This window comes from Wolbachia endosymbiont (group B) of Sphaerophoria taeniata, from assembly GCF_947179355.1.
In the GTDB taxonomy this organism is placed as follows: Bacteria; Pseudomonadota; Alphaproteobacteria; order Rickettsiales; family Anaplasmataceae; genus Wolbachia.
In genome coordinates this window covers 187015-210524 of sequence record NZ_CAMXAW010000002.1, presented here as the reverse complement: position 1 = coordinate 210524, position 23510 = coordinate 187015, and the positions used below count along the sequence as shown (strand labels likewise).

The following is a 23510-nucleotide window of genomic DNA, read 5'->3' as shown; positions in this document are numbered from 1 at the left end:
AAGTGGAAGCTAACAATCAGGGAAAATTAAAAGGAAAGGTGAAAGTGCCGGCAAATATTCCAGCAGGTACTAAGTTAGTACAGTTTTATGGGGATAAAGGAAGCTATGGAGAGGCAACTTATACTGGTAAAAAAACTATTACCATAGAAGAAAGAAGAAGAGTTATCGCAGCAAGAAGAGTTGATCCTTTAGCCCAAACATTTACTCTAAATGAAAGCAGACACATAGGAGGTCTAGACTTATGGTTCACAAATAGCGGCAAAAAACGTGTTGTTGTGCAGATTAGAGAAACAGCAGTGGGAATGCCCTCGCAGACTGTCATTGCTGAAAGTTATATTGAGCCAAAAGATATAAAGATAGATGGCACAGCAACACGTATAACTTGGTCACCAGTGTTTTGCCATGCAGAACGAGAGTATGCAATAGTACTGCTTACTGATGATCCGAGTACTGCAGTAAAAATAGCAGAACTTGGCAAATATGATGCAGTAAATAGCCGCTGGGTAACGAGTCAGCCATATCAAGTAGGAGTATTACTGTCATCAAGCAATGCAAGCACCTGGACACCACATCAAAATTTAGATTTAACGTTTCGACTACTAGCTGCAAAATTTAGCGAAAATTCTCACGTTGTTGATCTGGGCAAAGTTACAGCAAACAATGTATCAGATTTAATAGTTTTGACGAATGTGGAAAAAGTAGGCTTTGATACGAATGTAGAATTTATCTTAACAGATGAGGAGGGCAAAGAAAACTTTTTATCTGATAATTTGCCGCTCGCACTGCGTGAAAGATTATCTGGAGAGCTAACGGTAAAAGCAAGCCTAAAAGGAGGGCGAGAAAAAAGTCCTGTGCTATATCCTGGGTTACAGCTAGTTCTGGGAAATATAGGGGAAGAAGGAGATTATGTCACGAGGAGCATTACCGCAGGAGCTAACACTAAAATTACCATAACGTATGATGCGCTGATACCTGGCACTGCAGATGTAAAAGCATATGTGCAAAAAAATGTAGATTGGCAATTAGTAAATTTAACATCAGGAAAACCAATTGGAGAAAGCTGGGTGGAGAGAACTCATGTACTGACGAACTTTAATGGCAATGAGACAAGGATAAAATTAGTTTTAAGTGGAACAGTTGTCTATCGTCCTAAAGTAAAAAATTTGAGAATTATTGTCACATAAACCAATGCCAAATGACCAAAGCAAACGAGGATATCCTTTGCCACATCCAGAGAATATTGCAGTGGAAGATGTAGTACGTATTCGAAAAGCTATAGAAAAAATAGATGAAGATATGAGTGAGAAAGAAAATAAACACAATCAACTTAAAAATAAATTTGAACGATTTAGATTTGAAACTTTTTTAAATTTTTGGGAATGAAGGAAGCAATATACCAAAGGATAAAGGATTTAGCAGCAAACAGCACACCTGATCAACTGGCATATCTTGCAAAATCGCTGGAGTTGATAGCAGATAAAAAAGCTATTGCTGACATTGTGCAGATGACTGAGGTAAAAGAGATAATTGATGCACTACAAAAGAGGCTTAAGGATTTAGCAGTAAACAGTACTCCAGATCAATTAGCATATCTTGCTAAAGCATTGGAATCAATAGTCGACAAAAGTGCTGTCTCTGAAATTGTACAGATGACAGATGGTAAGCTAAAAGAACTTCTTGATAGTGCAAAAAAACACTTAACTGATCTGGATAATAAAAAAGCTAGTTCTTTAGCAGTGATCTCTGAATCAGAGAAGCAGTCATTAAAGAGAATTGATGAAAAAGGAACAACAAATTTATCACTACTTGATACGAGAAAGAATGCCAATATTGCAGCAATAAACAGTGTTGGCAATGATCATAAAGATGGTCTAAAAGGTTTAGTGAATAACTTCCGTACTGTTAATGATGTGCCAAGCGGTTCATCGATTATGAGGGAGATAAGGAGCAGAGAAAATCAACTAACAACTAAGCTTAACTCTATAAATGATGTACCAAGCGGCTCATCAATCATGAAAGAAGTAAGAAATCGTCACATGATTGAACCTGGAGCATTACCTTTTTTATTTGGTGTACTAAGTAGAAAAAATAATTACTTTGGTCACGGAACTTTTACAACTGAGCTTGGTCAGTGGAGTAGTGATGTAACAAAAACAGACTATATGCTACAACTACTAGCAGGTACTCACACATATGATACAAGCTATGTTAGTTTTTATCGGCCAAGACAACTCAGTTTTTTAGAGGGAAGCAAAGGTACATTTATCTATGGAGAATCATACCCAAGATTTATGTATGATGGATTTTCTGAGCAATTCAATATGCTGAAATACCCTTATGCTGCATTGGGAGTAATATTCGTAAAAAACACAAGCAATGTAGATATAAGTAAAACTCTAAACTTTGTTGGATCTGCAATGTGGTATAAAGATGAAGTTAATTATGGAGGAGCAGGATTATTTATAGGTACACCTGATAAAACTAATACAAGGAAGTCAGAGATTTCGAGAATTACTTGGACACGTATTTACCAGCATGAAATTAACAGTCCTGAATTTATTGCATCAGGTAACATACTCATTCCAGCAGGAAAAACCGTTACAGTGTTACTTTATACGTCATCTAATCTTCACTCAGAAGGTGAAAGAGTTGGTGAGACACCTGAGTTCTTTGCAAGTGAGCACACGTATAGCACAATCTATGGTCAATTTATTCAGTGGGGAATATATAATTTTCGCAGCAATTTTCTAACCACGGGACTTGAAATAGATGTAGAAAGGACATTAAGAGCGTGGCAATGTCCTGGGTTATCTAGTACATGTGAGATTTGGCAGTAAATTAAATAGGGAGGGAGAAAAACTGTGAGCATTTACATACGTTTTGAAAATCACAAACAAGTAGAAACAACAACACTTGAAAGCAAGCCAACCGGAAATGATTGGTATGAAGCACCAGAAGATTTTGATTGGCAAAAAAGTTATTGTTTAACAGAGGGAGGAGAAATTGCTCAGCGTACTAAAGAAGATATACAAAAGGAGTTACTGGATAATGCGAAGCTTTGTGCATTTGATAGTATGCGTTTCTATTATGATAATCATACTCACCAATATGCAGGTCATTCTCACCAAAAAGCTAAATCTTATGAGATTCAAGCGGAAGCCGCAAAAAGCATTCTAGCAGCACCAGAATCTATGAATGAAAAGGATAAAGAAATTATAGAACCTTTAGCAAAAGTCCGTGGTATTACGGTTATTGAAATGGCAAGAATAATTGAGGAAAAAGTGAAAAAAGCAGTAAAAGCAATAATTAAATGTGAAGAGCTTGAAGATTTAGCCAAAAGAAAGATTGAAGAAGTCAAAAGTGAAGAAGAGCTACAGACTTTGCTAGATGATTTCAGGAAAAAAATACAAAGAAATGGCTGAAGAATTTTTACATGGCGTAAATGTTATTGAGGTAACCTCAGGAGCAAAGACAGTACGTACAGCTAAATCATCAGTGATAGGTGTAATTGGTACTGCCCCTGAAGCTGATGAGCAAAAATTTCCACTCAATAGTCCAGTATTAATAGCAGGAAACTTAAAGGAAGCAGCAAAGCTTGGGAAAAGTGGAACACTACCTTCTGCAATAAACGGAATATTTTCCCAAATTGGTGCAACAGTAGTAGTTATTCGAGTTGAAGAAAGTGAAGCTATTCAAAATATAATTGGTGGAGTTGATGAAGAGACTGGAAAATATCAGGGAATTCAAGCATTCCTCAGCAGTGAAAGCATAATACATGTTGCCCCAAGAATACTAATTGCACCTCAGTTTACTCATCAATTGCCTGAATCTGAAAATCCTAAAAACCCAGTAGTAGCAGCTTTGATAGGAGTAGCAGAAAAGCTAAGGGCAATAATAGTTGCAGATGGACCAAATACCAATGATGAAGAAGCCATAAAATGGAGAAAAAGTGTAGGTAGCTCAAGAATTTACGTTGTTGACCCATGGGTTAAGGTGTTTATTGAAGGAAAAGAAGAAATTTTCCCGTCTAGCCCATTTGTAGCAGGTTTAATAGCCAAAGTAGATAGTGAGCAAGGATTTTGGCATTCGCCTTCAAATAAAGAAATAAACGGTATTGTTGGAACAAGCAGGCCTATTGATTTTACGCTCGGTAATACAAATTGTAGAGCAAACCATTTAAATGAAAATGAAGTAACAACGATAATTCATCAAAATGGCTATAGGCTTTGGGGAAATAGAACATGTTCAAATGACTCAAAATGGGCTTTTCTGTCAGTGAGAAGGACTGCAGATTTAATCAACGATAGTCTACTTCGAGCTCATTTATGGGCAGTTGATCGCAATATCACCAAAACTTATATAGATGATGTGATTGAGGGGGTGAATTTTTATTTGGCCAATTTAAAAGCACAAGGAGCTATTATCAGTGGAAAATGTTATGCAACACCAGAACTCAATACACCGGCAAATATTGCAAACGGGAAAGTGTATTTTGACTTTGAGTTTACACCACCATATCCAGCAGAACAGATTACTTTCAGGTCACACCTTGTGAGTGGCGCAGTATTGTAAAAGGAGAAAGAGAGATGTTACCAAAGATCTTAAAGAATTTTACTGCCTTTGTTGATGGTCGAGGCTATGCAGGGCGTATCGATGAAATTAGCTTGCCAAAACTTACCATAAAAACAGAAGAATACAGAGCTGGTGGTATGGATGTTCCAATAAATATTGACATGGGAATGGAGAAACTTGAAGCAGAGCTCACTTTTGCTGAATATGACTCTGAGCTCTTTAGACTTTTCGGATTGATAAACAATAATGCAGTCTCTCTTACTTTAAGAGGAGGTTTGCAGGGAAGTAGTGATGCCGAATCAGTAGTAATTAACTTAAGAGGGCTCTTTAAGGAACTTGATTTTGGTAACTGGAAGGCTGCTGAAAAAGCAACACTAAAATGCACTGTAGCTGCCAACTATTATAAGCTTACCATTGATGGCAGAGAATTGATTGAAATTGACGCTGAGAATATGATTCGCAAGATCGATGGTGTTGATCAAATGACTTCTATGCGCACAGCTTTAGGAATTTAACTAAAAGGGTAAAACAATGCAAAAAATTAAATTAACTGAACCAATAAAAATCGATGGAATTTTAGTTTCAGAGCTAACTCTACGCCGTCCAAAAGTTCGAGATCGTTTAGCTGTTGAACGTATGGGTAATAGCGATGCAGAGAAAGAAGTAGCACTGATTGCAAATCTTGCAAGTATTTCAAGAGAAGCAGTAGAAGAATTTGATTTAGCAGACTACAATAAGATTCAAGAAACGTTACAAGGTTTTTTGTCTCAGCAGAAGAATTGAGGTTGAGCATATTATCACTTAGCTCAATGGTTGGTGGTGGAATCAATCAGTGGCTTGATATGGATATTGAAGAATTTATTGCTTGGTTTGAAAGTAGCGGAAAATTATACAAATGAAAGCAATTTCTATAGTAATTGGAGCAACACTGCAAAGCAGTTTTAATAGTACGATAGCAGGTAGTACGAAGCAGCTTTCTCGTATTGGTAGTACGATAAAACAACTTGAATCATCAAGTAAATCAATATCCAAGTTTAAAGAGCTCAGCCACGATGCTCTGCTTGCTAGGCGTTCTTGGAATGAACTAGAAATAAAGACAAAATCTCTTGCTCAGCAGATAAAAAACGCAGAAGAACCAAGTAAGAGTCTGCAAAATGAGTTTACAAGGTCTAAAACTGCAGCACTGAAAGCTAAAACAGCTTATTTACAAAAAAGAAGTGCTCTCCACCATTTACGCACGGAGTTCAGTAAAAGTGGTAGAGATATAAAATCTCTTATTGGAGACCAAGCTAAACTTGGCTCTTCTATTGAAAAGCTTAAAAATAACTATACGGCTTTAAATTCCGTAATGCAAAAACGTAAAGGAGTTTTAGCGCAAAGAGCAAATTTTAGAGCTCAAATCATGGATACCGTGGCACTTGGCCTCACCCTTGCAGCACCACTTAAGGCTGCAATTAGTTTTGAGAGTGCTATGGCTGATGTAAAGAAAGTTGTAAAGTTTGAAGATACAGATGTAAATGGTTTAACAAAGCTTGGTGAAACATTAAAGGAAATGTCACGGACAATTCCGCTATCTGCAGCAGAACTTGCACAAATTACTGCAAGTGGTGGTCAGCTTGGTATTGCAGCTAAAGATCTTACAATCTTTACAGACACTGTGGCCAAAATGGCAACTGCATTTGATATGTCAGCAGAAGAAGCAGGCGACGCTATTGCTAAACTTTCTAATATTTATCAAATTAAAATTGGTGAAATGAAAAGCGTTGGCGATGCGATAAACCATATCTCTGATAACACTGCGGCAAAGGCTCAGGACATTGTTCCAACGCTAAACAGGATTGGTGGTACAGCAAGGCAATTTGGCTTAACTGCAGTGGAAGCAGGAGCTTTAGCAAGTAGCTTCATTAGTCTTGGCAAAACTCCTGAAAAAACAGGTACGGCGATTAATGCAATGCTCAGCAAGTTGCAAACAGCGAGTAAACAAGGTGGCAATTTTCAAAAAGCGTTTCAAGTGCTAAAAATAAATGCTCAGGAGTTTGAGAAAGCAATCGGTAAGAATGCACAAGGTACATTACTTAAGTTTTTAGAAACAGTTGCAAAATTAGATAAGCAAGAACGTTCTAGCGTTCTCTTTGACCTCTTTGGTCTTGAATATCAGGATGATATAGCGCTACTTACTGGTAGTCTAGATGAATATAGAAAATCTTTGCGATTAATAAACGAAGAATATCATGGCTCAATGCAAAGAGAGTTTGAAAATAGAGCAAATACTACAGCAAATAATCTTCAGTTACTTAAGAACTCAATAGCAGAATTGGGTATGAATCTTGGTACGGTATTATTACCACCTTTAAATTTTACTGTTAATCTTTTCAAGTCAGCAACTACACAAGTAGCGCTGTATGCAAAAGAATATCCAATACTGACTACAGTAATCATGAGCACAATTACTGCTTTGATTAGCATTAAAATAGCAGCCATATCTCTTGGATATGCTTGGACTTTTGTAAAAGGTTCCTTATTCGCTCTTTTATCTACTTGGAAAGTGTTTGGATCTGTTATTACTTTGGTAAAAATAGGTCTTTCTGCAGTTTTTCCAGCAATAATTGCTGGATTTAAAGCATTGACAATTGCCTTAATGAGTAACCCTATGGGACTCGTTATTGGCGGTCTTGCTGTTGCTGCAACTTTGATAATTACCAAATGGCAAGTGGTAAAGAACTTTTTTGTTACTATCTGGGAATCAGTGAAAATTGTATGGAAATCTTTTTCTGATTGGGTAGGAAAATTTTGGAATAATATTACTCAGCCCTTTAGAACAATCAGTAATCTGTGGAATAAAAGAAATGAGTCTAAACTAGAAGTTAAGTCTGTAAATAACGTTATAAGTGATTCTCTTAAGTACCCCATTGCGGCACACAGTAAAGCTGTAGAGAATAAAACTCAAAATAATCACTTCAGTATTAATATTCATTCAACCCCTGGGCAAGATACACGTAGCATTGCTGATGAAGTAATGGAGCGAATTAGAGAGCAATTTAGTGGCGCACTTTACGATATAAATTAAATTATGTTATCTCTTGGTCCATATAGATTTTCATTAATTGAGCAAGGCTTTACACGCAGAAGTGAATATCGCTGGCCTGCACTTGAGCGTATTGGGGAAAAGCCATTGCTTCAAAGTATTGGTCCTGGAGAGGACATTGTTGAGCTTGCAGGAGTAATCTATTCAGGAGGGCTGAAGCAAATAAATAATATGCGAAATTCATCGAAACCTCTTTTACTTATTGATGGCCAAGGTAACATTTTAGGCCATTTTGTTATTGTGAAAATAGAAGAAACGCAGAAATATTTTTTTCCAAATGGTGAACCAAGAAAGATTGAGTTTCATTTAAGTTTAAAACGTTATGATAACGTATTACTAGATAGCAATTTATCATCACGAAATAGCACTACTGACTTTACTGTAACTGACAATGATGTACTACAAGACTAAAGAAAATGACATGTTGGATTTTATTTGTTGGAAACACTATGGATTCAGCTCTGGAGCAATTGAGGTTGTGTTAAAAGCTAACTCTGGGCTTGCAGAGTACGAGCTTCTTCCTGCAGGATTAATTATTAAACTTCCTGTTATTCAAAAAGAAACACAAAAGCAAGTAGTGAAACTATGGGATTGAAATGACACCAGATTTTAGCATTTCAGTAGAAGGGATTTTAATCACTGAACTAGTAAAGAGTCGGCTAATATCAATGCACATTACTGATGAAGCTGGAATAATAAGTGATACTGCTGTAATTCACCTTGACGACCGTGATTCATTATTTGAGATTCCTAGAACTGGGGCAAAGCTAAATATTTTACTCGGGTATAAGGAAACTGGCATTGTGCCAATGGGAGATTATATAGTAAATGAAATTACGCTACAAGGCCCGCCACAATCACTAAAGATTAAAAGTCATGCAGCGGATCTAAAAGAGTCATTAAAGGAACAAGTGTTTAATGAGTGGCATCAAATTACCTTAAATGATTTGGTAAAAAAGATTGCAGACAAACATGGCTATCAAGCTAAAGTTGCTGCAGAGTTTGTAAATATCATGATATCACATATTGATCAAACTGCAGAGAGCGATATGCATTTTTTAACCAGGCTTGCTCAAATTTATGGAGCAATAGCAAAACCTGCAGGAGGATATTTACTGTTTGTTTCAAAAGGAAAAGCAAAATCAGTTACCGGAAAAACTTTAAGCACTATTACTTTAACACCTAGAGATATTACAAATTGGAAAGTAAAATTTAATGAGCGTAATCAATATGGCTCGGTTATTGCTTACTGGTATGATTATGAAAAAGCAGAGACAATAACGGAAAAAGTAGGTAATCAAGAACCAAGCTATATTTTGCGAGATATTTATGCAAGTAGTGATTTGGCACAAAGTGCAGCATCTGCGAAGTTGAATCAGCTGATGAGTAATGCAGCAACACTCAATGTCACAATGCCAGGAAATCCTGAATTATTTGCTGAAGCAAAGATCAACCTTTCTGGGTTTCGCAAGGAAATTTATGGCGAGTGGATAATAAATAAGGCTGAGCATGTAGTTGATAATCTTGGCTATCGTACTATATTAACAGCAGTTATGGGAACAATTGATAGTGGGAAAGTAATTTGATAATTTCCTCATAAATATCTTCTTTATTATTGTTTAATTCCTCTACAGCAAGATCTAAAGGAGTTTTTTTATCTTTATTTTTAGCAAGAGGATGTGCTCCATTTTCCAGTAGAAATTTAGTAATTTCCAAACGTCCTTCCTGTGCAGCATAGTGCAAAGCTGTCCAGCCAAAAGCATCAGTAGTATTTATATCAATGCCCTCTTCAATTAGAAATTTTACGACTTCTAAACAGCCTCCGCTTGTAGCATAGTGTAATGATGTTGCACCAAAATGATGAGTAGCATTGATATCTACTACATTTTTTATTAAGGATCTTACAGTATCTAAATTACATTTTTCAGCTGCAGTAGATAATGTTTCCAGATCATTGCCACTTGCCTTACTTTTTATTGGCACATCTTTTGATAATTGGTCTGTACTAAAGTGCTGATACAGAACAATAACGCATATTATTGGTATTATTGAACTTGTTACCAATTTCCAAAAAAGGCTAGATTTCATGTTGATTATATTATTTACATCGCTTGTTTAGTGCAACTAATTAACTTTATTTTAGAAAAGATTTTTTGGACGTATTTTTGATGAATCTTGTATATATCTATATACAGCTTTTCCTTAAAAAAATGACAAACACAGGAAAGATTCCTATAGCAGTAATTGCTACTATGGTAATACAAACAATAGCATTGATCTGGTGGCTGGCCAAACTCGATTTAAGAGTGCATATGCATGATAAATTTATAGAGCAAAATCAAAGGACTACAGAAATCATCTATCGCCTTGAAGAAAGGGTCAAAAACCTTGCTGAGGAAGTTAATGAACTTGAGCAGAGACAAAAATAAAAAAGTGGCAAAGTATATTTTATCTGTTGATGGAGGTGGAATCAGAGGAATAATTCCTGCCATTATTCTAGCAGAAATTGAATCTAGGACAAAAAAGCCAATTTCCCAGATTTTTGATTTAATGGCAGGCACCTCAACCGGTGGAATTATTGTTGCTGGACTTTGTAAAAGCAATAAACTTCAATACTCTGCCAATGATTTGGTTGAACTTTATCAAGAGTATGGAGCATATATCTTTCAATCATCATTTTGGAGAAAATCAATTGCTTCTTGGCTGAGTGGTTCTCAGTACTCGTATAGAAATATGGAATTTATTCTCAACAAATACTTTGGTGAAAGTACTATGGCCGATGTTGCAAGTAATCTACTACTCACCAGTTATGACATTCACAATAGTTGTGAATTTTTCTTTAAAAGTTGGAAAGAAGAAAACATTAAGTTGAAAGATGCACTCAGAGCTACAACAGCTGCTCCAACGTACTTTACACCAAAACGTCTGAAAATTAGCCAAACAGAGAGAGTGTTGATAGATGGCGGAGTGTTTGCTAATAATCCAGCAGCTTGTGCATATGCAAGTGGCAAGAGATTATTTCCAAATGATGAGATTATACTGCTATCAATAGGCACTGGTGGAACAGATAGAAGTATAAAGTATGCTAACTCAAGGAAATTTGGCAAAATAGGGTGGGTCAAGCCACTACTGAATGTGATGTTTGCTTCTGGATTGGATTGCGTTGATTATCAACTAGAACAAGTAATAGATGATAAATACATAAGAATACAATCGCAATTGAAAGTAGCATCGACTGAGATGGACAATATTACACTCAAAAATATCAAATTTCTTCAGCAAGAGGCAAGTAAAATGATAGAGGATAACCAGAAAGTGATAGACAAATTCTGCAAGCAAAATCCAAAACTATAACTGAGCTAGAAAAACGAAATAAGCGAGTTTCTAGTATCTACTTTAATAAATTTACTAAAATATTTTTTTAATATTATATATTGAATACAGAAGCACAAGAATTTCATTCAGCAACGCAGATAATTAATTATGTAATCACCTTTGTTGATATTTTAATATATTGTATAGAAATCAGCAAACTAATGTTGCTTTTAATTCAGGTTAAGTTTTGGAAGCGTGATTTTCAAGTTCCTCAATAGATAAATCTGTTATTTTAGAAATAGCATCAACAGAAACGTCCAACATACGTAGATTATTTGCAACCTTTATTGACTCTGCTTTGTAAATCGGGAATGTTGCTACCAAATGTTGACATTAAACTTTATGATATGAGGTATCTTTGATGTTTTTACGCTACTAAATTCATGATATCCATCTCTTGGCGATTTAAGCCTATTTTTAGAGTATTTATAAAAAGACGATAAGACCCCTTCTACATCTAAAGCCTAAAATGCAATTCTCAGATGATCTCTGACAGACGTTTTTTTCATCAACACATTCAAAACAATAAAAAGATTGAATATTTCTTCACAATTGTGTATAATTATTAATGCTTTGGTGCACGTAACGATTATTCTTTAAAAAGAATATTGGCTACTGAGAAGAATGAAGACATCTTCATCAGAAAAAAAAGGGGCAAAAACAGAGAAAATTGATGTAACTACTTAAGGAAGGTGTCTCTATTGCAGATGAGACACCTAATCTATCCATGATCAAATAAAAAAGTTATAAGCATACAGGTTGGATTACAGTATCTTTTTTAAGAAGAAGATTTATCTTGCTTAAAAACTTGTAGATACTATATTTTACATAAATTCTTCATGCGAGGCCTTTATGTTTACTAATAGAATATCTAATAATCTGGATCAGCTGCAATTTTTTGTAGAGTTTTTAAATGAAAATTATGAAATTCAGAAACATCTTAGTCTTACACCGCTACATTTAGCAGCAGGAAATGGTCAGTTGGATTTAGTCAACACTTTATTAGGAGAGGGTTTAGATATTAACTCAGAGATTAAGTACGATGCCTTTACGCCACTGTATTTTTCAATTGCAAAAAATCGCTTAGAGATGGTTAACTTTCTTATTGCTCATGGAGCAGATGTAAACCATAAGACCATTCTAGGCTTTACACCTTTAAGTTTTGCATCCCAGCAAGGATATTTAGATATAGTCAACACCTTGATTGCAAATGGAGCAGATCTTAGTACTAAAACAGATAAACTTAATACACCTTTACACCTAGCAGCAGAGAATGGTCATCTAGATATAGTAAATGTTTTTATTGAAAAGGGATTAGATGTTAATGCTGTAAATAATGATCGAGCAAGACCTTTGCATTCTGCAGTACAAAATGGTAACCTCGAAGTAGTTAAAGCTCTTATTTCACAAGGGTCTAATATTAACGCTGGATCTTCAGGCATAGGTAATCATAAAGTTGATGCAAACATTACACCCTTACATCTGGGAACACAAACTGGTAGGTTAGATATAGTTAAAGTTCTGCTTGAAGCGGGAGCAAACGTTAATGCAAAAACAGATGATAAGATTACACCTCTACATTTAGCGTCTCAAAATGGCTTTTTAGAGTTAGTAGACATTTTACTAAAAGCAAAATCTAATGTTAATGCTAAGGATTATGGGAATCTTACACCGCTACATTTAGCAGCAGAACGTAATCACTTTGGAGTGGTTAAGTCTCTTCTTCTCGTAAGGGGAATTGATGTTAATGCTAAGGACCACGATAATTCCATAGCTTTACATATAGGATCTCAGAATGGTCACTTAGAAGTAGTGAAGCTACTAATAGAGAAAAAAGCCAATGTTAATGCTAAAAAAAACGAAGGTTTTACACCTTTGCATCTAGCAATTCAGCAAAGTCATTTCGAGGTGAGTGATTTTTTAATTAAAAATGGAGCAAACATTAACACCGTGGATGATCAGAATTGGACTCCTTTACATAATGCAGCATATAATGGTTTTTCTTTAAAAATAGTAGAGAGCTTAATTGCAAAAGGAGCAAATATAAATGCAAAGATGGATGATGGTAGAAGAGCTCTACATTTGGCAGCAGAACATAATCGCTTGGAAATAATGAATTTCTTGATTGAAAATGGAGCAGATATTAATGCTCTAGATAACAGAAGTTGGACTCCTCTACATTGTGCAGCATATGATGGTAATTTAGAAGTTGCTAAATCTTTGCTTGATAAAGGAGCAGACATTAATGCTAAAACAGTTAAAAGTACTACACCTCTACACTTTGCAGTAGACCATGATCATTTAGAGGTGGTTGAATTGCTCTTAGAAAAGGAAGCAGATATTAATGCTTTAGATCACACAAATTGGACTCCTTTACATTTTGCAGCAGAAAAAGGTTATGATCAGATAGCAACCGTTCTATTGAAACATGGTGCTGATGTAAATGTAAAAGAAAATCAAAATAAAGGCACAGCCCTACATCTTGCAGCTCAATATGGTCATCCTAAGGTAGTTAAAACTCTTATTATAAATGGAGCGGATGTTAATGCAAAAATGGATAAAAATGCTACGCCTTTACACTTAGGGGCACAAATTGGTAATTTAGATATAGTTAGGTCTCTACTTATGAGCGGAGCATACTTTAATGCTAGAGCTGAAGGAGGTAGATATGTTTTACCATTACACTTTGCGGAAAGAAGAGGAAACCCAGAAGTAATAAAATTACTAAAATTGGTTGAGAAGTTATTTAAGGCTATAGAAGATAATAATTATTTAGGAATTGAGAGTTCCATTAGAGATGGAGCAATCATTGATTCGAAGAACGTGGATGGAAGAACGCCATTACATTATGCTGTTAATAATGGGCACATAAAAGTTGTAAATATCTTGCTAGCAAATGGAGCTGATGCTACTAAAGTTACTAACAAGGGTAATACACCATTACACACTGCTGCTTCCAAAGGTCATAAAGAAATTATTGAAGCTTTGTTACAACGTGTAAGCCACAATAAATTGAGTGATTTTATTAATGCTAAAACAATAGTTAAAGGCACTACATCGTTGCATGTTGCTACTGAAAATAGCTTTTTCGAAGCTGTAAAATCTTTGTTGAAACATGGTGCAATTTATAACATCAAGAATAAAGAAGGTAAAACACCACTTGATCTTTCTCGAGACCAGAATATTACTAACCTATTGAAATTAGTAGAAGAGCTATTTGAAAATGCAAAAAATGGTAATGTTGAAATTATCAGTAAGCTGAGAGCAATAAAACCCGATGAGCGCGTAGCGGTAACAAATGCTCGTGATGATCAAGGCAAGTCATTAGTCCAGGTTGCAGTAATCAATAAACACTCAAACCTTGCAAGTAGATTATTAGAAATATTAAAAAGTCCAGATCAGAGTTTACAAGATGTCAGCGTAGAAAATCGAGTAAAGAGTTTAAAGTTATAGCTCTCTTAAATGAAACTCTAATGAGGGTGCCAAGATCTAGAAAATATACAAAAATTTTGTTACAAAATAGTGAAATTTAGGAGGATTTTAAAAATATGCTAAATAATAATATTAACAAAGAATTAGAAAAAGCAGTCTATGAACGAAACTTAGAAAAAGTTAAAGCTCTTTTGTCTGCAGGTGCTAATGCTAACCTTAGAGTAGAAAGGAATAGAGATACGTTACTTCATACTACTAGTAGTGTAGAAATTACTAAAGAGCTTTTGTTAGGTGGTGCCGAAGTCAATTCAAGAAACATGTATAGTGAAACTCCACTACATTCTGCTATAACACTGGGGAAGGAATTAGAATTAGTTAGAGAACTTCTGAAACATGGTGCTGATGTAAATGCAACAAACCGTAAAGGCAATACTGCACTGAACCATGCTGTAAAAAAAAGTGGTAAAAATCTGGAAGTAGTTAAAGAACTATTAGAATATGGAGCTGATATTAATATAAGAAATCGTGAACGACGGCTTTATGATAATTGTTCCACATCTTTAGATAACGCTGTAAGTGATCTAGCATGCGCTAAATTGTTGATTAAATTTACTTTAGTAAGGAACTTCAATAAGGATTACGGAAAAATTATTGACTTATCTCCTTATAAAGGATGCAGTAATTACAGTAAATTATCAAGTTATCTAGATGACTGTGTTTGTGAAATTCTTCAAATGAAAACAGATGAAATAAAAGATAGCCTTCCACTATATGAATTTGTTACAAATAACTTCAACATACATGTACTATATAATAATCAATTATCTGTAAGACTAGCAAAAATTGATTATTCCATACGCTATCCTATATATAATGATATCATATTAGATAAGGTAAAACCTTTTTTAGAAAGAGCAGATTTGTTAAATAAGTTAAGTAAGATACAATTTTATACTAAATTAGATATGGCAGATCAAGATGCCAAAGAAAAGAAAATTATTCTGGATCATGATTCTACATATAATATAACTGAATATCTATCTAATGATAACTTGTTAAACTTTATAGTAGCGTTTGATGATTCCAATAAACGTACTTTTCAATCTTTAAGTTCCTTAAATAATCTCGTAGAGCCTGGTACAAGACTTTATGAAACTTCTATAAGTAATGATACCAAACGTGCAAGATTAGAATAAATACATTTTTTGTCAGTACTAGAGTTTTTTATGAACAACAATTAGTCGTATGGTTCCAGAGAGGTGATACATAAGAGATTGCTATAATGCCAAAACACTAAACTCAGTGCTTTTTTATGTAAGTTGATCATCATTTCTCTTTGTTGTTTTCAAACGGATTATTATTAGTAGGTGTTACTAAAAATTTAAACAACCAACACATTTCCCACACCCAAAACCAAATGTTGTGAAGGCTTTTCGTCCTGAAATTGCAGGATTAGTAGATATTCTCTCAAAAATATTTTATTAACAAAAGATGCTATTTTAATTTTTGCCATATTAAGTAAACTTTGCTATTCTAATACTGGTGTAAATATATCTCAGAGAGGGTTTATGCATGTACCTAAACAACAAACCAGTTTTTATCAAGAAGATAAACAGTTTTTATCACGTTCTTACACATCAAAAGAGGAGTTTATTAGAGAATATAAAAAGCTCTACCGCAGAAAAGCAAAAGCTGAAGAACTTTATCTCCTGGTTTTAACTGAACTCGAAGAGGCAATATCAGATGGTAATGTCGACAGCTTAAAAAAATTAAGCAATTTTATTGATTACATAAGTGATGCAGAAGATCAAGTAACTTTGAGAGACTATTATGATAATGCTAACAATCCTGTTAAGAGTACTAACTTAGTTATCTTAGCTTGTAAACACAATAAGGTAAAGATTTTAGAATACCTACTTGGCAATAATAGTAAAATTCTCAGTAATTTATCTGTTGGCATCAGAGAAACTACTATATTACCAGATGATGAGGATGAAACATGCCATAATGCGTTTTATTATGCTATACGTTCAGGTAATGTTGAACTTCTTGATACACTCATTAATAAATGGCCAGGTAATTATTTTGCTGTTCATTTCAGGGAATTAGATGAAATTCTTTCACGAGCTTATGAGGAATTAAAACTAAAGAACGTATTCTTGTCAGAAGAGATAGAAATTTTTGTTGAAAATAAGTTGATAAACCTCCGTTTTTTCTCTAGTGCTTCTGGACAAGATCAGAATGTGAAGAGTTATCTTAATAACATAAGAGAGCGGATTGAGTTAGTACTTCAAAATATTAGCCTGTTAAAGGCAGAGTATTCAAACACAGAAAAAGTAGATGAAAAGTTTTTATTCATAGCAAAATTTATTGCACAAAATATTCATATATTAAAGCGGCAGTTGAAATCAACCTACGATAGACTACCTTGGGAAGAAATGGAATTTTGTTTGATCAGTTTTGTTTCTTCTCACATAAAACGACAGGAAATGAATCTATTCTATAATGCCACATTGAATAAAAGTAAAATACTAGACCACTTGGAAAATTTTGCAAAGAAACTTAAAGAAGAAAAAGATATTATAGAAGGTGTGGACATTGGTAAATTTGCTGATCTCCCGAAGTTAAAACGTGAGAGGGTTGTTGCAGAGATCGTTAGCAATTATCCTCAATTTGGAGAGTTGTATAGCGATTATCAACAAATTAGGGATATTCATTCTTTAGAGAAAATAAGTGATTATATAAAGTTGGCATTATCAGCTAATCCTAAAGAAAGGGAAGGACAGTTAATTATTACAAGGGTTTTACAGGTTATTGGTGAATATTTAAAAAACACTCTAGAATCTCCCAAGTTATCTAGCACTACAAGCGAGCTTCTTCTACTATCATTACCAAAGAACACAAGAGAAGTCATTATAGATTTACGTAATTCACTATCACATGCTTACTCGCTCTCTAAAAGAACAGAGATTGAGGAAAATACAGATGTTAACTTTTTTATTGGTGTTCAAAATGATACTAAAAGAATCGATAATGTAATTACTGATATTCTTTACAATAACAAGATTAAAATAGTCATAATGTTGCTAAAGAAAATTACCAGTAGTGAAAACTTAGACGAGATAAAAGAAGTTGCTGGAATATTTAGTAACGTTGAATTAGATGAAATGATTACAGAGAGTTTTAAAGTGATGGAACATGATAAGCTTGAAAAACTCATAAAAGAATTAAGCAATAATATAACTGAAAAGACGAATTATGAAAAGGAGCTGTTTAATAAAATTGATAACATAATCAATTTTGCAAAAACTAAATCAAAAAATATCAGAACTGATTATGTTACGGCGTTTATATCATTAAAGAGCTTAGATGTTGGTTTGAATGACAATAAGATTGACCATAATGTTATTAGAGGAATAAAATTCTTTGCTAATAAAACACTAGAGAATATTCCTTCCCAAATAGAGTCTCACAATCTTAAAGAAATAGCCGAACTATCAATGGAAATTTCTCATAGTGTTAGGTCAAGAATACAGGATGACAACCTTGATAAAGTAAATAGATTAACTTGTGAGATTTTTTACATTGCTGAACTTGGAACAGGTGACCTTAAATGGATTGAGGAATTAAGAAACAAGTTGAATGAGAAAGGTTCGTTTATTCCTATACATAAACAAAGGAAGGCTTACAACATAACAGAAGAAAAATACAATAACCAGCTTGAACTGAAGTTATCTGAACTGAAAAGTATTTTGAGGAATAACGCATTAAGTGGCAAGTTAACTGAAAAGCTTCCTTCCTACAAGAGGAATAAAAAGTTGCAAGCAGTAGTAGAAATGCTTGTTCTGGATATAATGTCAATTTTAGGTAGATCAGAGAAGCATCTAGAAAACAATCTACTTTTTTTAGATGATAACACTCCTTTATTAACTGGAAAATGTTTGCGTAATCATTTAGCACATGATAATACCTTAGTTGATGTATTGTTATCTGATCCCTCAATAGCAGTTATCTTGAATGCTAAAAAACTTATTTCAGAAAATGTAATAAAAAGTAAGAAGAAAATTGGCAAGTCGGTAAGAGATGATCCTTCCAAGCTGAAAGATAAATACGATCAAAACCTTATCACTATTACTAATCAGGAAAAAATGTTTGCTGCGTTGGAAGAAGGAAATCTTGAAGACTTAAAGAGTTATCTCAAAAAAGGAGCAGACATCAATGCTAGAAGTATTAACTCATGGACTACATTACATTTTGCTGCTAAGGGACCTAGTCTTGAAATTATAAAATTTGTTCTTAATCAAAATTTAGACGTTAATGTTAAAGATATTAATGGTCAAAGCCCACTACATATTGCTGCTGCATATGGAAGGAAAAATATTGTGGAATTTTTTATAGGAAAAACAGGTGTATATGTTGATGATCTAGATAATAGTGGCAAAACATCACTACATATTGCAGCTAAAAATGGTCACAAAGATGCTGTTGAAATTCTACTAAAAAATAATGCTAATACTAATACCAAAGATATAGCTGGTTTTTCACCTTTACACTATGCAATAAAAAACAATCATATTGATGTTGCTAAGATTATGCTGGAAAAAGAAGCGAATGTTGACATCAACGAAACTATGGGTGGCTTTACTTCACTACATATAGCTGCAGAAAGTGGTTATCTAGGGCTAGTTAATTTTTTACTGAAAAATGAGGCAAATGTTAATGCAAGAAACGATAAGGAGGGAATACCATTACATACAGCAGCACTAAATGGCCACCTAGAAGTAGTGAATGCTTTAATTCTCAAAGGAGCCGATGTTAACTCCAGAGTTATAGATGGTTGTACACCATTACACTATGCAATAGAAAACGGTCATGAAAAGATAGCTAATATTTTATTGAAGCATGGAGCTAATGTTAATGTTGTTGACAAAACCTATAATAACACACCTTTGCACTACGCAGCAAAAGATGGACATGAGAAAATTGTTAAGGCTTTACTGACAAATAAGGCAAATGCTAGTATTGCCACTGTGGAAGGTATAACCCCACTACATTTTGCAGTGCAGAGTGGCCACTTGAAGATAGTTGTTGCTCTTCTCGAGCATGGGGTTAACATTCGCGCTAAAGATAAAAATAATGCTACGCCATTACACTATGCAGCAGAGAGTGGTCATAAGGCAGTTGCTGAGCTTTTAATAAAAAATGGAGTAGAAATCAATGATAAAGCCAATAATAATCTAGCACCATTACATGTAGCTGCTCTGAAAGGTCACAAAGATATTATTGAACTCCTAATAAGAAATAAAGCTGAAGTTAGAGCTCAAGACATTAAGGGTAGTACACCATTACATGCAGCTGCGATGAATGGTAGCAAAGATATTATTGATCTTCTAATAAAAAATAAAGCTGAAGTTGATGCTAGAACTAATGATGGCATGACGCCATTGCATGTAGCTGCTCTAAGTGGACATAAAGACGCTATTGCTTTTCTAATCAAAAGTAAAGCTGAAGTCAATACTAGTGCTAATTATGGTCTTACACCTTTACATGCAGCTATTGTGGGAGGTCACAAAGATATTGTGAATCTTTTAATAAAAAATAAAGCTAAAGTTAACACAGAAGGTATTGCAGGTAGTACACCATTACATGTAGCTGTGGAAGGAGGTCATAAGGAAATCGTTGGAATTTTGGTAGCAAATAGAGCCAGTGTTAATGTTAAGAGTAACAACCTAACACCATTGCTTTCTGCTATTAAGCATAATCATAAGGAGATCGTTGAAGTTCTTGTAGAAAATGGAGCTAGTGTTAATGCAGAAGGTGGTGAACCTTTATCATTAGCAGTACTCGCTGGTTATAGGGATATTGTAGAGATTTTGCTAAAAAACAAGGCCCATATTGATATAAAAGGTCCTGAAGATGCTACACTATTACATTTGGCTGCTAAAAGAGGACATAAGGGGATAGTAAATGCTCTGATAGAAAGGGGAGCCAATGTTGATGCTATGACTATTAATAGTATAACACCATTATATCTTGCGGCACAAGAAGGCCATGAAGAAGTTGCTGAAGTTTTGATAGCAAACAAGGCTAATGTTAACTTTGTAAATGTTGAAGGTACTCCACTACATATAGCTGCAGGACACGGCCATGTTAATGTTGTTGAAGTCCTATTAAGTAATGGAGCAAAAGTTAATGTTAAGGATAATAAGAGCAGAACACCTTTAGAATTAGCAGTTGCACATGGTCATTTGCAAGTGGTTAAAATGTTACTGCAGTATAAAAAAGTAGATATGAATGCTAAAGGCAATGATGATTGGACTATACTGCACATTGCTTCACAGGAAAGTAACTTGGAAATGGTAAAATGTCTAGTAGATGAAGGGTCTAATATTAATGCTAAAAATGCCTCTGGATCAAAGCCTATACACATTGCAGCTAGAGAAGGTTATAAAGATACCGTAGAGTTTTTCCTTAGCAAGGGGTTGAGTATTAATGAGCTTGGTACAGCTAACCAGACATTACTACACTATGCTGCAATGAAAGGTCGGTTAGAAGTTGTAAAGTATTTGATAGCACAAGGTGCTGACGTTAATGCTAAAGATACTAATGGCTTAACCCCTATGCATATTGCTGCTAATTTTGGTTATAAAGACGTTATTGAAGTTTTATTAAAAAATGGTGCAGTTTATAACGCTGTTGACAAGCTTTGTAGAAGACCATTAGAAATGACTAACGATAAAGACGTTATCAATCTATTAGCATCAACTGAGAAATTATTTGAGGCTGTAAAACGTAATAGCTCTTCAGAGGTTGAGAATTACATTCAAGCAGGAGCGTTTGTTAATGCCAAAAATGCTGATAGTGTAACACCATTATATTATGCTGCATGGAAGGGCTATGATGGAGTTGTCAATATTCTATTACAAAATAAAGCTAATCCTAATGTGGTTGGTAACAAGGGGTTTACTCCTCTGCATTATGCTGCTAAGTTCTCTCACTTAAAAGTTGTAAAGGCCCTATTGTCTAATGGTGCAGTATACAATGCTGTCTCTGACAGTGGGAAAACACCATCAGATTTTACTGTGGATAAAAGTATAACTAGCTTATTTAAACTAGTCAGTGAATCATTTAAAAAGGTTAAAGATGGTAATGCTCAAGTTATTAATGACCTAAATAAGATAAAGGATATTGATACAGTAAAAGCAGTGATGAGTGCTCGTAATAGAGAGAACAAAACGTTAGTAGTTGCTGCAGTACATAGTAACTTTTCAAAAGTCGAGCAGTTGAAGCAGATATCGCAAAGTGACGTATCCGCTCAGATTGATACAGCTTTAGTGCTCTTGAATCAAGGCAATTACCAAAAAGCCTTAAGTATTTTCAGAAGCGCATTTGAAAGAAGAAAAGAAATACTAGGACCAGACAATCCTGGTACTTTAGATATTCAGACATATATAGCCAAAGTGCTATATAAGCAAGGAATTTACCAAGAAGCTTTAAATATGCTTAAAGAGATTTTTCAGAAACAAAAAGAAATGCTGGATTTAAACGATAAGGATACTTTAAGTACAAGAAGTACAATCGCTTTAGTGCTGCATAGACAGGGGAAAGATGAAGAAGCTTTTAATATTTATCAAGAAGTCTATCAGAGACAAAAGGAAATACTAGGGTCAAATCATTCAGATACCTTAAATACTCAGTTTCACATGGCATTAGTATTAGATAAACAGGGAAAATATGAAGAAGCGTTAAATATCAATAGGGCAGTTTTTGAAAAGAGGAAAGAAACACTAGGTACACATGATCTAGCCACTGTGAGTGCCAAAAATAATATAGCAATGGTACTAGCTAACCAAGGTAAATACGAAGAGTCCTTAAAAATCTATAAAGAGGTTTTTGAAAAGAAGAAAATAATTTTAGGTATTAATCATGCTGATACCTTGAGAACGTTACATAACATTGCTGGGGTACTCTTCAATCAAAATAAATATCATGAAGCCTTGAAAGCTTTTCAAGAGGTTTTAAATATCCAGAAAAAAGCTTTACAACAAAATCACCCAGAAACCTTGAATACTCAATACAACATAGCAAATGTACTTTTTGCTCAAGGGAAATGGATCAGCGCACTTAAAGTCTACAGAGAAAGTTTTGATCAAAGAAAAGCTGTTTTTGGACCAAGTCATCCGAGTGTTTTAGATATTTTAAAAAAGATAGAGATGATTAATTTTAGATTTAAGCTTGAGGGTAGCGAAGCATCAGAGGTTCTCCAGCATCTGCAGAAAGATATCAACATTGCTGCTAGTAAAGGTGATATACGAACTGTTCAGCGTCTGTTAAAAGATGGAGCTGATGCCAACGATAAAGATATTGATGGAAGAACACCGTTGCATTACGCTGTTAGCAATGGACACATAGATATTGTAAACATCTTACTAACAAATGGAGCTAATGTTAGTCAAGTTACTAATAAAGGTAATACACCATTACACACTGCTACTTCCAAATGTTACAAAGAAATTGTTGAGGTTCTGTTACAACATATCAGTCGTGATAAATTAAATGACTTTGTTAATGCTAGAACAACTTCTGGTGGTACTACATCACTTCATGTTGCTGCTAAAAATGGCTTCTTAGAAGTTGTAAAATCTTTATTAAAACATGGTGCAACTTACAACATTGAGAATAAAGAAGGCAAAACACCTATTAATCTTTCCAAAGATCAGAAAATTGCTAACTTCCTGAAATTAGTTGAAGAATTGTTTGAAGATACAAAAAAAGGTAATGTTGGAATTATCAACAAGTTAAGGGTAGTAAAGCAAGATGAATTTTTAGCTGTAACGAGCGCCCGTAATAATCAAGGGAATACATTATTGCAAGTTGCTATAGCTAATGGACATAAGAATGTTGCGAGTAAATTGTTAGAAATGCTAAAAAAGCCAGATCAAAATTTACAAGACGTCAATATAGAAAGTGGAGTTAAAAGTTTGAAACTTTGAATAATACTATTGAAATATTTATATATAACCTAAGTTAATGTTATATTATACTT

At 34.4% G+C, this 23510-nt stretch carries 18 protein-coding genes; 16 read left to right on the top strand and 2 right to left on the bottom strand.

What is annotated here, in order from left to right; genetic code table 11:
- Positions 1–2 precede the first annotated feature (2 nt).
- From ONG75_RS02150 to ONG75_RS02100, 11 genes are all read left to right on the top strand, one after another.
- Entirely contained in the window at positions 3–1184 is a 1182-nt protein-coding gene (locus tag ONG75_RS02150) for a hypothetical protein (protein ID WP_264375651.1), read from the top strand.
- A gap of 4 nt (positions 1185–1188) precedes the next feature.
- Positions 1189–1383 (top strand): hypothetical protein, encoded by a 195-nt coding sequence (locus tag ONG75_RS02145; RefSeq protein WP_264375650.1) that lies wholly within the window; start codon positions 1189–1191, stop codon positions 1381–1383.
- Complete coding sequence (locus ONG75_RS02140; protein ID WP_264375649.1) at positions 1380–2837, top strand: hypothetical protein; 1458 nt, start codon at positions 1380–1382, stop codon at positions 2835–2837. Before ONG75_RS02145 ends, ONG75_RS02140 begins: the two co-directional genes overlap by 4 nt.
- 24 nt (positions 2838–2861) lie before the next feature.
- Positions 2862–3422 (top strand): hypothetical protein, encoded by a 561-nt coding sequence (locus ONG75_RS02135; protein ID WP_264375648.1) that lies wholly within the window; start codon positions 2862–2864, stop codon positions 3420–3422.
- Positions 3415–4572, top strand: a complete 1158-nt coding sequence (locus ONG75_RS02130; protein WP_264375647.1) for a phage tail sheath subtilisin-like domain-containing protein — start codon at positions 3415–3417, stop codon at positions 4570–4572. Before ONG75_RS02135 ends, ONG75_RS02130 begins: the two co-directional genes overlap by 8 nt.
- 14 nt (positions 4573–4586) lie before the next feature.
- Positions 4587–5087 (top strand): phage major tail tube protein, encoded by a 501-nt coding sequence (locus tag ONG75_RS02125; RefSeq protein ID WP_264375646.1) that lies wholly within the window; start codon positions 4587–4589, stop codon positions 5085–5087.
- Between the two features lie 16 nt (positions 5088–5103).
- On the top strand, positions 5104–5355 hold the full coding sequence (locus ONG75_RS02120; RefSeq protein WP_015588509.1) for a phage tail assembly protein: 252 nt from the start codon (positions 5104–5106) through the stop codon (positions 5353–5355).
- 112 nt (positions 5356–5467) lie between these two features.
- Positions 5468–7639 (top strand): phage tail tape measure protein, encoded by a 2172-nt coding sequence (locus tag ONG75_RS02115; protein WP_264375645.1) that lies wholly within the window; start codon positions 5468–5470, stop codon positions 7637–7639.
- A 3-nt stretch (positions 7640–7642) separates the two neighbouring features.
- A complete protein-coding gene (locus tag ONG75_RS02110; RefSeq protein ID WP_264375644.1) occupies positions 7643–8068 on the top strand; it encodes a phage tail protein in 426 nt (141 codons plus the stop codon).
- On the top strand, positions 8049–8252 hold the full coding sequence (locus ONG75_RS02105; protein ID WP_264375643.1) for a tail protein X: 204 nt from the start codon (positions 8049–8051) through the stop codon (positions 8250–8252). Before ONG75_RS02110 ends, ONG75_RS02105 begins: the two co-directional genes overlap by 20 nt.
- A 1-nt stretch (position 8253) precedes the next feature.
- Positions 8254–9243, top strand: coding sequence for a phage late control D family protein (locus ONG75_RS02100; protein WP_264375642.1), 990 nt, complete (start codon positions 8254–8256; stop codon positions 9241–9243).
- Here ONG75_RS02100 and ONG75_RS02095 read toward each other — a convergent pair.
- A complete protein-coding gene (locus ONG75_RS02095) occupies positions 9209–9745 on the bottom strand; it encodes an ankyrin repeat domain-containing protein (RefSeq protein WP_264375641.1) in 537 nt (178 codons plus the stop codon). The genes ONG75_RS02100 and ONG75_RS02095 overlap by 35 nt on opposite strands.
- Before the next feature lie 122 nt (positions 9746–9867).
- Here ONG75_RS02095 and ONG75_RS02090 point away from each other — a divergent pair, with 122 nt between their 5' ends.
- Together ONG75_RS02090 and ONG75_RS02085 are read left to right on the top strand one after the other, a co-directional pair.
- Positions 9868–10086: a hypothetical protein gene (locus ONG75_RS02090; protein ID WP_264375640.1), complete on the top strand. Its 219-nt coding sequence runs from the start codon at positions 9868–9870 to the stop codon at positions 10084–10086.
- Between the two features lie 4 nt (positions 10087–10090).
- Complete coding sequence (locus ONG75_RS02085) at positions 10091–11011, top strand: patatin-like phospholipase family protein (protein ID WP_264375833.1); 921 nt, start codon at positions 10091–10093, stop codon at positions 11009–11011.
- A gap of 201 nt (positions 11012–11212) precedes the next feature.
- On the opposite strand, the gene ONG75_RS02080 is transcribed toward ONG75_RS02085, so the two are convergent.
- On the bottom strand, positions 11213–11356 hold the full coding sequence (locus tag ONG75_RS02080; protein WP_226079608.1) for a hypothetical protein: 144 nt from the start codon (positions 11354–11356) through the stop codon (positions 11213–11215).
- A 528-nt stretch (positions 11357–11884) separates the two neighbouring features.
- Here ONG75_RS02080 and ONG75_RS02075 point away from each other — a divergent pair.
- The 3 genes from ONG75_RS02075 to ONG75_RS02065 all read left to right on the top strand — a co-directional run bounded on the left by ONG75_RS02075 (position 11885) and on the right by ONG75_RS02065 (position 23457).
- Positions 11885–14485, top strand: coding sequence for an ankyrin repeat domain-containing protein (locus ONG75_RS02075; protein WP_264375639.1), 2601 nt, complete (start codon positions 11885–11887; stop codon positions 14483–14485).
- 95 nt (positions 14486–14580) lie between these two features.
- Positions 14581–15660, top strand: a complete 1080-nt coding sequence (locus ONG75_RS02070) for an ankyrin repeat domain-containing protein (RefSeq protein WP_264375638.1) — start codon at positions 14581–14583, stop codon at positions 15658–15660.
- A 372-nt stretch (positions 15661–16032) separates the two neighbouring features.
- Positions 16033–23457 (top strand): ankyrin repeat domain-containing protein, encoded by a 7425-nt coding sequence (locus ONG75_RS02065; protein ID WP_264375637.1) that lies wholly within the window; start codon positions 16033–16035, stop codon positions 23455–23457.
- The last annotated feature ends 53 nt before the right edge of the window (positions 23458–23510 follow it).

Coding starts and splice junctions, on each gene's coding strand:
- ONG75_RS02145 (WP_264375650.1), top strand. CDS start 1,189: ATGCCAAATGACCAAAGCAAACGAGGATATCCTTTGCCACATCCAGAG.
- ONG75_RS02140 (WP_264375649.1), top strand. CDS start 1,380: ATGAAGGAAGCAATATACCAAAGGATAAAGGATTTAGCAGCAAACAGC.
- ONG75_RS02130 (WP_264375647.1), top strand. CDS start 3,415: ATGGCTGAAGAATTTTTACATGGCGTAAATGTTATTGAGGTAACCTCA.
- ONG75_RS02125 (WP_264375646.1), top strand. CDS start 4,587: ATGTTACCAAAGATCTTAAAGAATTTTACTGCCTTTGTTGATGGTCGA.
- ONG75_RS02120 (WP_015588509.1), top strand. CDS start 5,104: ATGCAAAAAATTAAATTAACTGAACCAATAAAAATCGATGGAATTTTA.
- ONG75_RS02115 (WP_264375645.1), top strand. CDS start 5,468: ATGAAAGCAATTTCTATAGTAATTGGAGCAACACTGCAAAGCAGTTTT.
- ONG75_RS02110 (WP_264375644.1), top strand. CDS start 7,643: ATGTTATCTCTTGGTCCATATAGATTTTCATTAATTGAGCAAGGCTTT.
- ONG75_RS02105 (WP_264375643.1), top strand. CDS start 8,049: ATGATGTACTACAAGACTAAAGAAAATGACATGTTGGATTTTATTTGT.
- ONG75_RS02100 (WP_264375642.1), top strand. CDS start 8,254: ATGACACCAGATTTTAGCATTTCAGTAGAAGGGATTTTAATCACTGAA.
- ONG75_RS02095 (WP_264375641.1), bottom strand. CDS start 9,745: ATGAAATCTAGCCTTTTTTGGAAATTGGTAACAAGTTCAATAATACCA.
- ONG75_RS02090 (WP_264375640.1), top strand. CDS start 9,868: ATGACAAACACAGGAAAGATTCCTATAGCAGTAATTGCTACTATGGTA.
- ONG75_RS02075 (WP_264375639.1), top strand. CDS start 11,885: ATGTTTACTAATAGAATATCTAATAATCTGGATCAGCTGCAATTTTTT.
- ONG75_RS02070 (WP_264375638.1), top strand. CDS start 14,581: ATGCTAAATAATAATATTAACAAAGAATTAGAAAAAGCAGTCTATGAA.
- ONG75_RS02065 (WP_264375637.1), top strand. CDS start 16,033: ATGCATGTACCTAAACAACAAACCAGTTTTTATCAAGAAGATAAACAG.